Source organism: Arthrobacter sp. TMN-50 (assembly GCF_054511125.1).
On record NZ_JBTNDG010000010.1, the window covers coordinates 79,475 to 95,586 of the forward strand.

General features: G+C 65.2%; 14 protein-coding genes and 1 pseudogene. All 15 read left to right on the top strand.

The annotated features are described in order from the left end of the window. The first annotated feature begins 162 nt into the window (after positions 1–162). Positions 163–1,695, top strand: coding sequence for an ABC transporter ATP-binding protein (locus ACX80A_RS12065; protein WP_459259963.1), 1,533 nt, complete (start codon positions 163–165; stop codon positions 1,693–1,695). Continuing rightward, on the top strand, positions 1,695–2,936 hold the full coding sequence (locus ACX80A_RS12070) for an ABC transporter permease (RefSeq protein ID WP_459259964.1): 1,242 nt from the start codon (positions 1,695–1,697) through the stop codon (positions 2,934–2,936). The genes ACX80A_RS12065 and ACX80A_RS12070 overlap by 1 nt, the downstream gene beginning before the upstream one ends. Further along, complete coding sequence (locus ACX80A_RS12075; RefSeq protein WP_459259965.1) at positions 2,933–4,219, top strand: ABC transporter permease; 1,287 nt, start codon at positions 2,933–2,935, stop codon at positions 4,217–4,219. The genes ACX80A_RS12070 and ACX80A_RS12075 overlap by 4 nt, the downstream gene beginning before the upstream one ends. 2 nt (positions 4,220–4,221) lie before the next feature. Then, on the top strand, positions 4,222–4,641 hold the full coding sequence (locus tag ACX80A_RS12080; protein WP_459259966.1) for a cytidine deaminase: 420 nt from the start codon (positions 4,222–4,224) through the stop codon (positions 4,639–4,641). A gap of 68 nt (positions 4,642–4,709) precedes the next feature. Next, on the top strand, positions 4,710–6,002 hold the full coding sequence (locus ACX80A_RS12085) for a thymidine phosphorylase (protein WP_459259967.1): 1,293 nt from the start codon (positions 4,710–4,712) through the stop codon (positions 6,000–6,002). A gap of 149 nt (positions 6,003–6,151) precedes the next feature. Beyond that, positions 6,152–6,790 (top strand): DedA family protein, encoded by a 639-nt coding sequence (locus tag ACX80A_RS12090; protein ID WP_459259982.1) that lies wholly within the window; start codon positions 6,152–6,154, stop codon positions 6,788–6,790. 52 nt (positions 6,791–6,842) lie between these two features. Continuing rightward, on the top strand, positions 6,843–7,979 hold the full coding sequence (locus ACX80A_RS12095; RefSeq protein WP_459259968.1) for an adenosine deaminase: 1,137 nt from the start codon (positions 6,843–6,845) through the stop codon (positions 7,977–7,979). Continuing rightward, positions 7,972–8,760, top strand: a complete 789-nt coding sequence (locus tag ACX80A_RS12100) for a MazG nucleotide pyrophosphohydrolase domain-containing protein (RefSeq protein ID WP_459259969.1) — start codon at positions 7,972–7,974, stop codon at positions 8,758–8,760. The genes ACX80A_RS12095 and ACX80A_RS12100 overlap by 8 nt, the downstream gene beginning before the upstream one ends. A gap of 46 nt (positions 8,761–8,806) precedes the next feature. Next, the gene (eno, locus tag ACX80A_RS12105) at positions 8,807–10,087 is read left to right on the top strand and encodes a phosphopyruvate hydratase (RefSeq protein ID WP_459259970.1); all 1,281 of its coding nucleotides are present in this window, start codon (positions 8,807–8,809) and stop codon (positions 10,085–10,087) included. Positions 10,088–10,169: 82 nt separating this feature from the next. Then, entirely contained in the window at positions 10,170–10,883 is a 714-nt protein-coding gene (locus ACX80A_RS12110; RefSeq protein WP_459259971.1) for an FtsB family cell division protein, read from the top strand. A 75-nt stretch (positions 10,884–10,958) separates the two neighbouring features. Beyond that, positions 10,959–11,657: a DUF501 domain-containing protein gene (locus ACX80A_RS12115; RefSeq protein WP_459259972.1), complete on the top strand. Its 699-nt coding sequence runs from the start codon at positions 10,959–10,961 to the stop codon at positions 11,655–11,657. Then, positions 11,654–12,622 carry a Ppx/GppA phosphatase family protein gene (locus ACX80A_RS12120; protein WP_459259984.1) on the top strand — a complete coding sequence of 323 codons (969 nt, stop codon included), beginning with the start codon at positions 11,654–11,656 and terminating at the stop codon, positions 12,620–12,622. The genes ACX80A_RS12115 and ACX80A_RS12120 overlap by 4 nt, the downstream gene beginning before the upstream one ends. After that, positions 12,619–14,076 carry a S8 family serine peptidase gene (locus tag ACX80A_RS12125; RefSeq protein ID WP_459259973.1) on the top strand — a complete coding sequence of 486 codons (1,458 nt, stop codon included), beginning with the start codon at positions 12,619–12,621 and terminating at the stop codon, positions 14,074–14,076. The genes ACX80A_RS12120 and ACX80A_RS12125 overlap by 4 nt, the downstream gene beginning before the upstream one ends. A gap of 78 nt (positions 14,077–14,154) precedes the next feature. Further along, positions 14,155–15,591, top strand: a complete 1,437-nt coding sequence (locus ACX80A_RS12130) for an NAD(P)/FAD-dependent oxidoreductase (protein ID WP_459259974.1) — start codon at positions 14,155–14,157, stop codon at positions 15,589–15,591. A gap of 196 nt (positions 15,592–15,787) precedes the next feature. Beyond that, positions 15,788–16,112 (top strand): annotated as a pseudogene (locus ACX80A_RS12135) (hypothetical protein); the annotation flags it as partial.

Sequence of the window (16,112 nt, forward strand, 5' to 3'; positions counted from 1 at the left end):
AGCCCTGGCATCACGCGCCGCCAGCTCCGCACGAAGGTATACCGTCCACGGAGCTGGCGGCGCGTTTTGCGTTTAGGCTGGTGTCCAGCAAAAATCTTATCGACCACCCACCGGCCATCGCCGCACTGGTGGTCCTGATCCAGAACAGGTGGTTGGAGTCCGTTGTTGCTCGAACTGCAGGGAATAACAAAGAGGTTTGGCACCCTGGTGGCGAACGACTCCATTGACCTCATCGTCAAACCCGGCGAAGTGCATTGCCTGCTCGGCGAGAACGGCGCAGGCAAATCCACTCTCATGAACGTCCTCTACGGACTGTATGAACCAACGGAGGGCAGCATCCTGCTCGACGGCAAGGCCGTCACCTTCAGAGGCCCCGGCGACGCCATGGCAGCAGGGATCGGTATGGTGCACCAACACTTCATGCTCATCCCCGTTTTCACCGTCGCCGAGAACGTCGCGCTGGGTGACGAGTTCACCCGCGCCGGTGGTCTCCTCGACCTCGAGAAAACCCGCGCCAAAATCAGGGACATTTCCGACCGATACGGGTTCGATGTCGACCCCGATGCCCTGATCGAAGACCTCCCCGTCGGCGTGCAGCAGCGGGTCGAGATCATCAAGGCGCTGGTCCGTAATGCGAGCGTCCTGATCCTCGACGAGCCCACCGCTGTCCTGACCCCCCAGGAAACCGACGAACTCATCGACATCATCGCCCAGCTCAAAGCCGCAGGTACGGCGATCGTTTTCATCTCGCACAAGCTGCGTGAGGTCCGCGCCGTGTCGGACGTGATCACGGTGATCCGCCGCGGCGCAGTGGTGGGCAGCGTCGACCCTGCCACCAGCACCACCGATCTGGCCAACATGATGGTTGGACGTCAGGTGAGCCTGAGCCTGAACAAGGCGCCCGCCCAGCCGGGGGAGCGCACCTTTCAGATCAAAAACCTTACGGTGCTGTCCGCCGCCGGCCAGCGTCTGGTCGACGACGTCACCTTTGACATTGCCGAGGGCGAGATCCTTGCCGTCGCCGGCGTCCAGGGCAACGGCCAAACGGAGCTGACCGAGGCCATTCTTGGCCTGCAGCCCCACGCCAGCGGATCAATCACGCTGAAGGGCACCGAGCTGATCGGGATGAAGACCAAAGAGGTGATCCGGCAGGGCGTCGGCTTCGTCCCCGAGGACCGGAAAACCGACGGCCTTGTCGGCACCTTCTCGGTGGCCGAAAACCTGATCCTCAACTGGTATAACGAGCCGCCCTTCGCCAAGGGCCTGGCCATGAAACCCTCGGTGGTCCTGGCCAACGCCACGGCGAAAATCGCCGAATACGACGTGCGCACCCAGTCACCCGAATCGGCTGTCGGGACGCTATCGGGCGGCAACCAGCAGAAAGTAGTGCTGGCCCGCGAACTGTCCAGGCCTCTGAACCTGTTCATCGCCTCGCAGCCCACCCGCGGCGTCGATGTCGGTTCCATCGAGTTCCTGCACAAACGCATCGTCCAGGAGCGCGACGGCGGGACCCCGGTCATGATCGTTTCGACCGAGCTGGACGAGATCAGCGAACTGGCTGACCGGATTGCCGTCCTGCACCGCGGGAAGCTGATGGGCGTGGTCCCAGGGGACACCACGCGTGACGTCCTTGGATTGATGATGGCTGGAATGACGGCGGACGAGGCCCTGGGCCAGTCCGCGGAGGAGAAATAATGAGTTCACGGCTGCAGCGGGGCACGGGCTCCCGCAGCGTTCTCCACCGGATCATGGGCGGAAGCTCGCTGGTGGCTCTGCTGGCGGTGGTCCTGTCCATCGTGCTGGGCGGACTCCTGATCGCCGTTACCGACGAACGCGTCGCCGAGACGTCGTCGTACTTCTTCAGCAGGCCCACCGACCTGCTGGCGGCCTCCTGGGAAGCAGCCAGCGGCGCGTACATCGCTCTGTTTCAGGGTGCCGTCTTCAATCCGGGCGCCGACACCATCGCGCAGGCGTTCCGCCCGCTCACGGAAACCCTCACCGTCGCGACGCCGCTGATCCTGGCGGGTCTTGGCGTTGCCATCGCGTTCCGCACCGGCCTGTTCAACATCGGTGCCCAGGGACAGATCATCCTCGGTGCAACGTTCGCCGCCTGGGTCGGCTTCACCCTCGACCTGCCGCCGGGCATCCACCTCCTCGTCGCGGTGCTCGCCGGTTTCGTTGGCGGCGCGCTGTGGGGGTTCGTCCCCGGCATTCTCAAGGCCCGGACGGGGGCCCACGAGGTGATCGTCACGATCATGCTCAACTACGTTGCCGTGTATCTGGTGGCCTACCTTCTGTTTACCCCGTCCTTCCAGAACCCCGGCTCGTCGAACCCGATCAGTCCTCGACTCGACGATTCGGCATTGTTCCCGCTGCTCCTGGGCACCGGCTTCCGCCTGCATCTGGGTTTCCTGGTGGCTGTTGCAGCGACCTACGGCGTGTGGTGGTTGCTGAACCGTTCGACTACCGGTTTTGAGCTCCGGGCCGTCGGCGCCAACCCGAACGCTGCACGCACCGCCGGTATCAGCGTGACCAAGGGTTACGTCGTCGTCATGATGATCGCCGGCGGTCTCGCTGGCCTTGCCGGGGTGGCGCAGGTCGCCGGAACGGAGAAGGTCCTGACCGGCGGTATTGCCGCCAGCTTCGGTTTCGACGCGATCACCGTTGCCCTGCTGGGCCGCTCGCACCCCTGGGGTGTGTTCTTCGCTGGGCTGCTGTTCGGCGCCTTCCGCGCCGGTGGGGTCCAGATGCAGACCCAGACCGGTACTCCGATCGACATTGTGCTGGTGGTGCAGTCGCTCATCGTGCTCTTCATCGCCGCACCACCCCTGGTTAAGGCCATCTTCAGGATTGACCAGAAAAAGAAGAGGACTATCAAACCAGACCCGTCCTCCGCGGACATCACCACCACGACGGCAGCTGGAGGAGTGGCGTGAGCGTTGCGACAGACACGCGGCCAGAGGGCCCGTCCCGGAACGCGACAGTGAAGAATTGGAAGGCGCCCATCGGCTTCGGCATCGGTGCGCTTGTCGCGCTGCTCGTCTTCGCTCTGCGCAGCCCATCGCAAACCGCGATCTTCCGCGTCTCCAACGACTCGGACCGGTTCAGGCTGGCCGACGTGGCCCTTCCCGCAGTGGGAGTCGGCTGGTTCACCGCCGTCGTCCTTACCCTGATCGCTGTGTACGCGTTCCTGCAGGTCAGGAACGGCCGCCCAGTGAACCGGTGGATCCCGATCAGCTACGGTGTGCTGTTCATGGTCGCCTTTCTCACCTGGGTGGTGGGCAGCGCCAACACGCCAAGCATCTCCTTATCCGGGTTGATCGCCGGATCGGTGACCCTGGCCATTCCCCTGATCTTCGGTTCGCTTTCCGGCGTGCTGTGCGAGCGGGTCGGCGTGGTTAACATTGCCATCGAGGGCCAGTTGCTTTCCGGTGCATTCGCCGCAGCCGTGGCAGCCTCCATTTCCGGCAACGCCTACGTCGGTCTGGTCGCCGCAGCCTTCGCCGGGACCCTTGTATCGGTGGTGCTCGCCGTGTTCAGCATCAAGTACTACGTCAACCAAATCATCGTCGGCGTGGTGCTCAACGTTCTGGTGTCCGGTCTGACCGGATTCCTTGCCTCGACGCTCCTGAACCGCGACCCTGCCGCCTTCAACTCCCCACCAAGCCTGCCGGTCATCAGCATCCCGTTCCTGTCCGACCTGCCCATCATCGGCGGAATCCTGTTCAGGCAGAGCATCGTCGGCTACCTGATGTACGTTGCGGTCATTGTCATCTACGTTGGTCTCTTCCACACCAAATGGGGCCTGCGGGTCAGGGCCGTCGGCGAACACCCGCAGGCAGCCGACACCATGGGAATCAAGGTCAACGCCACCCGGTTCTGGAACGTCCTGCTGGGCGGCGCTGTCGCCGGCTTCGGTGGTGCCTTCTTCACCCTCGTCTCAGTGAGCTCCTTTTCCCGGGACATGACCGCCGGTGCAGGCTACATTGCCCTCGCGGCACTGATCTTCGGGCGCTGGAACCCGATCGGAGCGTTCTTCGCGGCCCTCCTGTTCGGTTTCTTCACCAACCTGCAGTACGTGCTTTCCATCGTCGGTACCTCTGTGCCGAGCCAGTTCATGGCCATGCTCCCGTACATTGTCACCATCCTCGCCGTCGCCGGACTGGTCGGCCGCTCGCGGCCACCCGCTGCCGGCGGCACCCCGTACATCAAGGAGTAGCCATGACCGTTGTCTCCACCGAGGGTGATCAGATTCCCTGGGAGCAGCTCACCGCGGCCGCCACCGAGGCGATGCGCCGTGCCTACGTGCCGTACTCGAAGTTCCCGGTCGGTGCCGCCGCACTAACCGACGACGGCCGGATAGTCTCAGGGTGCAATGTGGAGAATGCCTCCTACGGGCTGACGCTGTGCGCCGAGTGTTCCCTGGTGAGCCAGCTGCAGATGACCGGAGGCGGGAAGCTCGTCGCGTTCAGCTGCGTTGACGGCAACGGCAACACCCTGATGCCCTGCGGGCGGTGCCGTCAGCTGCTGTATGAGTTCCGCGCCCCCGGCATGGTGCTCCTCACGGTCAGCGGCATCAAAACCATGGACGAGGTACTGCCCGATGCCTTCGGTCCCGAGCACCTCTCCGACAACCACTAGGCCGCACGACGTGCAGCCCACCACGTGCAGCCCACTACGTAGCCACCGAAGTAAAGGACACAAACCACATGTCTGAGCAGTTCGACGCCGTCGACATCATCCGCGTCAAAAGGGACAACGGTACCCTCAGCCCGGAGCAAATCGACTGGACCATCGATGCGTACACCCGCGGTGCCATCGCTGATGAGCAGATGGCCGCCCTTAACATGGCCATCCTGCTCAACGGGATGGACCGCGCCGAGATCAGCCGATGGACGACGGCGATGATCGCCTCGGGCGAGCGCATGGACTTCTCGGCCCTGGGTAAAGCGACCAGCGACAAGCACTCGACGGGCGGAGTCGGCGACAAAATCACCCTGCCCCTGGCACCCCTGGTGGCGGTCTTCGGAGTCGCAGTCCCGCAGCTGTCGGGCCGGGGGCTAGGCCACACGGGTGGCACGCTGGACAAGCTGGAGTCCATTCCCGGCTGGCGCGCGGACCTGAGTAACGACGAGATGATGCGGCAACTGGCCGACGTCGGCGCAGTGATCTGCGCTGCCGGTGCCGGCCTGGCCCCGGCCGACAAGAAGCTGTATGCGCTCCGCGACGTCACCGGCACCGTCGAAGCCATCCCGCTGATCGCCTCGTCCATCATGAGCAAGAAGATCGCCGAGGGCACCGGGTCGCTGGTCCTCGACGTCAAGGTGGGCAGCGGTGCGTTCATGAAGAACCTGGATCAGGCCCGCGAGCTGGCCAGCACCATGGTGGCCCTTGGCCTTGACGCAGGAGTCAACACTGTCGCCCTGCTCACCAACATGGCGACGCCGCTGGGCCTCACCGCCGGCAACGCGATCGAGGTCCAGGAATCGGTTGAGGTGCTCGCTGGCGGAGGCCCACAGGACGTGGTGGAACTGACCGTCAGACTGGCCGAGGAAATGCTCGCCTGCGCCGGGGTCCGGGACGCCGACCCGGCAGCAGCACTCAGGGACGGACGGGCCATGGACGTCTGGAACGCCATGATCGAAGCCCAAGGCGGCGACCCGCGTGCCGAGCTCCCCGTCGCCAGGGAATCGGAGACCGTCTACGCGCCAGCAGATGGCGTGCTGGTGGCACTCGATGCCCTGTCGGTCGGCATTGCCGCCTGGCGCCTCGGCGCGGGTCGTGCGCGCAAGGAAGACGCCGTGCAGGCCGGGGCCGGAATCCGGATGCACGCCAAGCCGGGGGCACTGGTGCGCGCAGGTGAGCCCCTGATGACCCTGCTCACCGATACGCCGGAGAAATTTGAGCGGGCACGCGCGGCGCTCGAGGGTGCCGTCGTCATCGCCCCCGAAGGATCACGACCGGATTCCCAGCTCATCCTGGACCGGATCGCCGAGGCCTAGCACCCAGACGCCGCACTGCGAAGCCGAGGGTTGCCTCAGGGGGTTCACCTATGGACCGGAGACCCTCGGTGATGGCATCGTGAAAGGTGGCGGAGCGCCAGCATGCGGTGGACGGAGGGGTGGGGAGCGTGGACATGCTTACGACGGCAATGAACGCGGCCAGCACCTTCATCCTCGGCACCGCAGAGCAGCCCTGGGTCTACCTCCTGGTCTTCATCTGCTGCACAGTCGACGGGTTTTTTCCCCCCTTCCCCAGCGAATCGGTGGTGGTGGGCCTGGCCTCGCTCGTCCTCACCCAGGGCGTACCCAACCCTTGGCTGCTCGTCATCGCCGCGTGCCTCGGAGCCTTTATCGGCGACAACATTGCCTACGGGATCGGCAATGCCATCGGCATTCACAGGTTCCGCTGGATGCGGTCGGCCCGCATGCAGCGCTCGTTTGCGTGGGCAGGGTATGAACTGCAGAAACGTGCTGCATCACTGATTCTCGTCGCCAGATTCATCCCGATCGGGCGCGTCGCCGTCAACCTCACCGCAGGCGCGACCGGGTACTCACGCCGGCGTTTTGTCGCGCTGACCGCACTCTCGGCTGTGGTGTGGTCGACCTATTCGGTGGGAATCGGCGTCGTCGCCGGCGCCTGGTTTGAACACAACCACCTGCTGGGCGTGATGGTCGCCATCGGTATCGCCGTGGTGCTCGGGATCATCGTTGACCGCATCATTGCTGCGGTTCGCGGGTCGACACCACTGCGCCCCGAACCACGGAAAGTCCGGTCGGAGGGACGCTAAATGAGCTCACCTTCAGTAGGACCCTCACCGCACCTCGCGTAAGGTAAGTGGAGTGACTGAGCCAATCATTTCTCCAGCGACCGACCTCACCTTCGACCTGCGGAGCCTTCCCAAGGTCTCCCTGCATGACCACCTGGACGGGGGGTTGCGCCCGTCCACCATCATCGAGCTTGCCGAGGCAGTTGGGCATCAGTTGCCGTCCACCGACGCCGTGGCCCTGGGGGAGTGGTTCCGCGAATCAGCCGACTCCGGCTCCCTGGTCCGGTACCTCGAGACATTCGACCACACGATCGCCGTGATGCAGACCCGCGAGGGTCTGATCCGGGTAGCCCGCGAGTTTGTCGAAGACCTTGCCGACGACGGCGTTGTCTACGGTGAAGTGCGCTGGGCGCCGGAACAACACCTCACCCAGGGTCTGAGCCTCGACGAGGCAGTCGAGGCAGTCCAGCAGGGCCTCGACGAGGGAGTCGACGCCGTCGTCGCCGGGGGCAGGGCCATCCAGGTGGGTCAACTCATCACCGCGATGCGGCATGCAGACCGTGGCCAGGAGATCGCCGAACTGGCCGTCCGGCACCGCGACAAGGGCGCCGTCGGCTTCGACATCGCCGGCGCCGAGGACGGGTTCCTGCCCTCCCGGTTCAAGGACGCCTTCACCTATCTGGCCGAACACCAGTTCCCCGTCACGGTGCACGCTGGCGAGGCCGCTGGCCTGGACAGCATCGTTGATGCGCTGGTTCATGGGCACGCGCTCCGCCTCGGCCATGGGGTCCGCATTGCTGAAGACATCGAAATCGAGTATGACGCAGAGAGCGAGGAGCCGGAACTCGGCGTCGTCAGCCTGGGCCAGGTGGCCTCCTGGGTCCGGGACCGCGGCATCGTCCTTGAGGTGTGCCCCTCCTCGAACCTGCAGACCGGCGCGATTGCGGCGTTCGGCGGGGACATTGCGAGCCACCCCATCGACCTGCTGTTCCAGCTCGGGTTCAAGGTTACCGTCAACACCGACAACCGTCTGATGAGTGGCGTCACCCTGACCGACGAGCTTGACCTCCTCACCGAAACCTTCGACTACGACCTGGATGATCTGTTGCAGCTGACCCTCAATGCGGTCGACGCAGCATTCCTGCCGCTGGAGGACCGTGAGGCGCTAGCTGACTACATCACCGAAGGTTTTCTTCGCGCTGATGCCTGAGTCAGGGCCGGGCCCCACCTCACCAGCAGGTCAGCATCCGCTGGACCGGCTGGTCGAGGTGGTGGCCCAATTGCGGGCGCACTGCCCGTGGATGGCCGCCCTCACCCACGCCTCCCTGGTCGAATACCTGGTGGAGGAATGCTACGAACTGGTCGATGCCCTTGCCGCCTTCTCCGCCGGTGATCCGGGGGACGCCGGAGCGACCGGCCACCTGCGCGGCGAGCTGGGTGATGTCCTCCTGCAGGTGGTCCTGCACTCCCAGCTGCAACGCGAACAGGGCGGCTTCAACCTCACCGACGTGATTGACGGGCTGACCCGGAAGATGATTCGGCGTAATCCGCACGTCTTCACCCCCGACGGGGCCCTGCAGTCATCCTTCCCGGCCTCCATCGAATCCATCGTGGAGACCTGGCACCAGGTCAAACGCGCTGAGGAGCCGCAGCGGGCCGACCCGTTCCATGGCATCCCCGCGCACCTGCCGGCGCTGGCCCTGGCTGCGAAGACCCTCCGACGGACGGTTGAACCGGTGCCAGAGTTCGCCACGGTGCTGCCGGGCCCCGCGCCGCACACCGAGGCGGACCTCGGAGACCTGCTGCTGTCGGTGGTTCACCAGGCCACCGCCGATGGGCTCGACCCGGAGCTTGCCCTCCGGGCGGCGGTGCTCCGGCTGCAGGAGCGGACCAGGCAGGCCGATGACACGAACGGCGCCGGCCCCGACGTTTCCACTAGGCTGGGGGGAGACCCCGCCACCGATACCTCAAACCGGACAGGTCAGCCCTGACCGGACGCAGTGCGACTACCTATTCCAGGACCGAAGGAGCATTCCCATGGCCATCATCGACGCCATCCACGCACGTGAAATCCTTGATTCCCGCGGCAACCCCACCGTTGAGGTGGAGGTATTGCTCGACGACGACACGTTCGGCCGTGCAGCAGTTCCCTCCGGCGCCTCCACTGGAGCGTTCGAAGCCAACGAGCGCCGGGACGGCGAGAAAACCCGTTACCTGGGCAAGGGAGTCCTGCAGGCAGTCGAAGCAGTGATCGAACAGATCCAGCCCGCACTGCTGGGTTTCGACGCCACCGACCAGCGGGCCATTGACCAGGCCATGATTGACCTCGACGGCACCGAGAACAAGTCAAGCCTGGGCGCCAACTCGATGCTGGGCGTGTCGCTGGCCATCGCCCGCGCCGCCGCCGAGTCCTCGAAGCTGCCCCTCTACCGCTACCTGGGCGGCCCCAACGCCCACGTCCTTCCCGTCCCACTGATGAACATTCTCAACGGCGGCTCCCACGCCGACTCCGACGTCGACGTCCAGGAATTCATGATCGTTCCCCTCGGTGCCGAATCCTTCTCCGAAGGCCTGCGCTGGGGTGTCGAGGTTTACCACGAGCTGAAGTCGGTGCTCAAGGAACAGGGCCTGGCCACCGGGCTCGGCGATGAGGGTGGATTCGCCCCGAACCTGCCGTCCAACCGTGCAGCCCTTGACCTGATCACCACCGCCATCGAGCGTGCGGGCTACACCCCGGGCAAGGATATTGCGCTGGCGCTGGACGTCGCCGCATCGGAGTTCTACACCGACGGCGCCTACCACTTCGAGGGCAAGGCCCTGACCACGGCCGAAATGAATACGTACTACGGCGAACTGGTCCGTGACTACCCACTGGTCTCCATCGAGGATCCCCTGGATGAAGAGGACTGGGACGGCTGGAAAGCGTTGACCGAGCAGCTTGGCGCCAAGGTCCAGCTCGTTGGTGACGACCTCTTCGTTACCAACCCGGTGCGTCTCGCCCGCGGTATCGACGCCGACACCGCCAATTCGCTGCTCGTGAAAGTCAACCAGATCGGCACCCTCACCGAAACGTTGGATGCGATCTCCCTGGCCCAGCGCTCCGGGTACACCACCATCACCTCACACCGGTCCGGCGAAACCGAGGACACCACCATCGCCGATATTTGCGTGGCAACCAATGCCGGGCAGATCAAGACCGGCGCCCCGGCGCGTTCCGAGCGGGTCGCCAAATACAATCAGCTGCTACGGATCGAGGAAGAGCTCGACGACGCCGCGCGTTACGCGGGACGCGGCGCCTTCCCGCGTTTCACAGCCTAGTTACCAGTAGCGGCGGTTACCCTCGTTAACAGGGATGGTCCACCGGCCACTTATCCCTGACCGAGGTTTTAGAGGAGTTTTGATGTCGACCCGCCGCCCCAAGCTGCCGCGCAGCGCTGGTCCTCGGATGCCATTAATCCCGGCATCCGAGGACCACCACGGTACGCCTCGGGCCAGGACCCCGGTCCGGCCGACGCCGAAAGACGGGCCCCCGGGTGCTGCAAAACCTGTGCCACGCCCCGCGGGTCCGGTCAAGAAGCCGGCACGATCCGCAGCGCCCCCAGTGGTGGCACCGCTGACTCCCTCCGAAGCGCGGGTTCAGCAACGGGTGCAACTTGCCGGGACCATCCGGCGGGCACGCCAGCCGTTCCGGCGGGAGCCGCCAGCCATCGTCCCGGCCGAGGACGCCAAGCCGATCCCCGCCAAGTCCTTCTCCGGCAGACTGCTGGCGCTGGCCGTGGTGCTGGTGACCATTACCGTGCTCCTGGCACCGTCGGTGCGCACCTACCTTCTCCAGCAGGGCGAGCTCAATACCCTGCGTGACGAGATTGCGGCGCTCCAGGAAACCCAGGCCGAGTCCCAGCAGCAGCTCGCACGGTGGGAGGACCCCGCTTACATCAAGGCCCAGGCCCGCGAGCGGATCTTCCTGGTCATGCCCGGCGAAACCCGGTACGTCGTGGTGGGCGACACCGAAGCCGGCGACGACCCGGTGGGATCCTCGGGCGAGGCCCCGCAAGACCTGCCATGGGTTGACGCGCTCTGGAACTCGGTCGAACGCGCTGCGACCGACTCTTAGGACCCGTCGGTAACGCAGGTACGCCCAGCTTCGCCAATCACGAAACCCCCCGAATCTCGAAAGGTAGGACCCCGCATGGATTCTGCGCCCAGCACAGAGCTGACCACGTCTGACCTTGACACCCTCAGCCGTCAGCTGGGCCGACCCGTGCGCGATGTGGTCGAGATCGGCGCCCGCTGTATCTGCGGCAATCCGCTGGTAGCAACCACCGCACCCCGGCTCTCCAACGGCATCCCCTTTCCCACCACCTACTACCTCACCCACCCGGTCATCACCGCAGCGGTGTCCCGGCTCGAAGCGTCGGGCCTGATGGCCGAGATGACCGAGCGGTTGGAACGGGAACCGGGACTCGCCGAAGCCTACGCGGCGGCCCACCAACAGTACCTGCGGGTCCGGAAGGCCATTGGGGACCGGTCCGGGACCGGTCCCGTGCCGGAGATTGATGGTGTGTCTGCGGGGGGAATGCCTACCCGGGTCAAGTGCCTGCACGTGCTGGTGGGACATTCGCTGGCTGCGGGTCCCGGCGTCAATCCGCTCGGCGACGAAGCCCTTGAGGGCATCGCCCCATGGTGGACCCGTGAAAGCTGTTACTGCGCGGGAGCCTGGGGTACCGGCGGCTCCGCGCCCGACCGCGAACTGAGCCGGCACACCCGCACCCAGGGCCTCACCCCGGCGGAACTGGAAACCAAACGGGCCAACCGTCGCCTGGCCGCCGACCCCGCCACGGAACCCACCAGGCCAGCCTTCGAACCCACCCCACCGGAGCACTCCTGATGCGTACTGCTGCCATCGACTGCGGAACCAACTCGATCCGGCTCCTCATCGCGGACGTCGACGACAACGGCCGGACACTTACCGACGTCGTCCGACTCATGCGGGTGGTCAGGCTGGGCGAAGGCGTTGACACCACCGGACGACTGTCCGATGCAGCGCTTGAACGCACTTTCGCCGCCGCGCGCGAGTACGCGGGGCTGATCCAGCAGCACGGCGCGGACCGGGTCCGGTTCGTTGCAACGTCGGCGACCCGTGACGCCGAGAACCGTGAGGAGTTCGCTGCCGGCATCCAGGACTTGCTGGGCGTGAGTCCTGAGGTGGTCACTGGGGACGAGGAAGCGGCCCTATCCTTCGACGGAGCGCTCAGCGTGTTGCCGCGGACCGCGTCAGGGACCGAGGAATCGCTGGTGCTCGTCGTCGACCTGGGTGGCGGAAGCACCGAGTTCGTTGTCGGTAACGCCGACGGCGTCTTGGCCTCCCGGAGCATGAACATGGGGTGCGTGCGCTTCACTGAACGGTACCTTGCCTCGGACCCGCCCACCGCCGACGAAATCTCGACCATGGAGGCCGAAGTGCGGCGGCTGATCGCCGAGGCAGCGCTCGACGTCCCGTTCGGCAAGGTCACCGAGGTCATTGGCGTGGCAGGCAGTATCACCACCATCACCGCCCGTGCGCTGGGTCTGCCGGAGTACAGGTCAGTGGACATCCACGGCGCCGAACTGGCCCAGGAGCGGGTCTGGAACGCCGCCACCGAGCTGATGGAGATGCGCCGGGACCAGCGTGCTGCCCTGCCCTACATGCACCCTGGACGGGTTGATGTCATCGGGGCTGGGGCATTGATCTGGCGCACCATCACCGTGCACCTGGTTGCCGCCACGGGCGGCAGGGTGGCAACGTTCATCGCGAGTGAGCACGATATTCTTGACGGCATTGCCCTCAGCCAGAACCGGAAGGCAACCCAGTGACCCGCTTCCGTGGCTCACTTAACACCCGCCGGCGTGCGACGGGCTGGCTATTGGGGGTGGTTCTGGCCACTGCCCTCCTGCCCGCGGCGCCCGCCCAGGCCGACGACCTGCGGGAACGCGAATACTGGCTGGAGGATTACGGGATCGCCGAAGCCTGGGAGACCACCAAGGGTGAGGGCGTTCGCGTCGCAGTCATTGATAGCGGCGTCGACGGTTCGCACCCCGACCTGGACGGTGTGGTGGTGGGCGGCACCGACGTTTCAGGGTCGGGGCAGCCAAATGGTCAGCTCGGCATCGGCGAGGTAGCCGAGCACGGCACTCTGGTCGCCAGCCTGCTGGCCGGGCGGGGCCACCTTCCTGACCCCCCGCCCAGCCCATCACCGTCAGTAGACGATGACAAGGACGAGGACTCCGACAAGGAATCCCCCTCGCCTGAACCTGTCGCGACCACCGGGCCGGACGCGTATGGGCGCGGCCCGGATGGAATCGTGGGTGTCGCTCCGGAGTCGGAACTTCTTGCCGTTTCCGTCTGGATTGAGGGCGAGACCAAGGGGCCTAACCCGGCGGGGATCAGCATCGACACCCAGATCCCTAACGCTGTGCGCTGGGCGGTGGACAACGGTGCCCAGGTCATCAACATGTCGCTGGGGAGCACCTCACCGACCTGGCCTGAAAGTTGGGATGACGCGTTCCTGTACGCCGAGCAGAACGATGTGGTCATCGTCGCCGCTGCCGGCAACCGTGCGGGCGGTTCCCTGCAGGTGGGGGCGCCCGCCACGATGCCTGGAGTTCTCGCCGTCGCCGGCCTGGACCGGGAGGGCGAAGCCAGCCGCGAATCGTCCTCCGAGGGAATCAGCATCGGGGTAGCCGCCCCTGCCGAAAATCTGGTGGGTGCCTTGCCCGGCGGAGTGTACGCCGACTGGTCAGGCAGCTCGGGAGCGGCACCCCTGGTCGCCGGAACTGCGGCGCTGATCCGATCCAAATATCCCGATCTCTCGGCAGCCCAGGTGGTCAACCGGATCCTGCTGACGGCGCAGGACGCCGGAGCCGAGGGTGCTGAACGGGACACCATCTACGGGTACGGCATCCTCGACGTCGCGGCTGCCGTCAACGCTGACCTGGCCGTCCCCGAGGAGAACCTCCTTGGCAGCATGGCAGAATTCATCGAGATCTACCGCAGGGGAGCACCGGCTCCGCCCCCAGAACCCGAGGCACCCACCAGTGAAGCCCCTGCCGTCGACATCCCCGAACCCGAGGTGCCGGTCGCTGAAGACCCGTCAGCCTCGGCCAGCGGATTACCGGCAGCAATCGTGCTGGGGTTCGCTGGGTTGATCGTTGTGGTCCTTGCTGCAGGAACCGTAGCGGTCCTGCGGGCCCGGCGGATGGCCCTGGCCAATCCGGGCGACGATAGCGCCGATACGGACTCTCTCGATACGGCCGTTCCCCGGTCCTGATCATTGATGCAAAAACCTGGTTTCATCAGGCGACGCAGAGTTAGTGAAGATTTTCACAAAGTCCGGTACCATCGAGGCATGGCACTGAATCAACATTTCTCAGATCGTCCGCGCATTCTTGTAGTCGGTGGCGGCTACGTTGGTCTTTATGTAGCTCACAAGCTGCAGAAAAAGATCAGGTCCCACGGTGGCATCGTCACTCTGGTGGACCCGCTGCCCTACATGACCTACCAGCCCTTCCTTCCAGAGGTGGCCGGTGGCAACATTGAGGCCCGCCACGCTGTGGTGTCGCACCGCACCCATCTCAAGCAGACCGAGCTGATTACCGGCAAGGTCACGGGCATCGACCATGCCCGCCGCACCGCGATGGTCGCTCCTGCCGACGGCAGCGAACCGTTTGAGCTGACCTACCGCGACGTCGTCGTGGCAGCCGGCTCCATCACCAGAACCTTCCCGATCGACGGTCTCAAGGACCAGGGGATTGGCCTCAAGACCATTGAGGAAGCGGTCGCCCTGCGCAACCAGCTCCTTGAGCGTATTGAGACCGCCTCGCTGATGCCTGCTGGCCCTGAGCGGGACCGGGCCCTGACCTTCGTCGTCGTCGGCGGCGGTTTCGCGGGAATAGAGACCATCACTGAAATCGAAGACCTCGCCCGCGCCGCAGTGAAGAAAAACGCCCGCCTCGAGCACTCAGACCTGAGGTTCGTCATGGTGGAGGCAATGGGCAGGATCATGCCCGAGGTCACCGAGTCCCAGGCAGTCTGGGTAGTTGCCCACCTGAGGTCCCGAGGCATCCAGGTGTTGCTGAACACCTCGCTGGCCAGTGCAGTGGACGGACGGCTAAAGCTCATTAACATGCCGGACAAGACTCCTGCCGACGAGTTTGAGACTGACACCCTGATCTGGACCGCTGGTGTGCAGGCGAACCCGATGGTCAGGTCCTCCGACTTCCCCATCGACGAACGTGGACGCATTCGGGCCAACGCCGAACTGCGCATCACTGGCGACGCTGGCCCCCTTGAGAATGCCTGGACCGCAGGCGATGTCGCGGCCGTGCCGGACCTGACCGGCGGCGGCGTCGGCGGGTTCTGTGTTCCCAATGCCCAGCACGCTGTGCGCCAGGCCAAGCTACTGGCAAAGAACATCTACGCGCAGAACAACGGAGTGGGCCGGGTCAAGGAATACAAGCACAAGAACCTCGGTGCGGTGGCTGGCTTCGGTCAGTACAAGGGCGTCGCCAACATCATGGGATTCGGTATGCGCGGCCTTCCCGCCTGGCTGGCACACCGCGGTTACCACGGGATGGCGATGCCCATGTTCGAGCGTAAGTTCAGGGTGGTCCTCAACTGGATTTTGAGCTTCGTCTTCGGCCGCGACACCACCCAGCTGATGGACCTGCAGACCCCCAAGCGTCAGTTCCGCGAGGCAGCAACTCCGCCGCCGAGGAAGACCGAGGCGCCAGCCAGCGCGGGTGCAGCGAGGAGCGACTCCTACAGCGAATCCGCCAAGAGCTGACTTCGTCCTCACCCTCTTCCCTTCCCTTTCACCGGCGGGTCGAGCGCCCGTTGGCGGCGGATCTGACGGTTGGGCGGGTGGCTTTGAGTGCCACCTCTTTCGGTCTTGATCGGGTCCGAAAAAATTGTTGAAATTGTTTTGGTGGGGGTCTCTTTCCGGGCCTAATAATGTCGGTGGCGGGTGATGGGATGGGGGTATGAAAAGCAGTAGGGCTTCTTCTACCGGGTCGGGATTTCTTCCCGATTCTGGCGCGGATCCCGCCTCCACGAACGGGCCCGCGGACACTGCCACGGGGACTGCTACGGACGGGTCCGGGGCGTCCGCGGACACCGCTGCGGGGGCTGCTACGGACGGTTCCGGCGGGTATGGTCCGGGTGGTCCGTTGGGTGTTGACGCGGTGTGGACGGCCCCGGTAGGTGCCCCGTCGGATGCTCCGTCTGAGAGCCCAACTGGTTTTGGTGCCCGGGTGGGCTCTGGTGGTGGGTTGGCGGGGTTGTCGGGTCGGGTGGTTTTGACGGCGG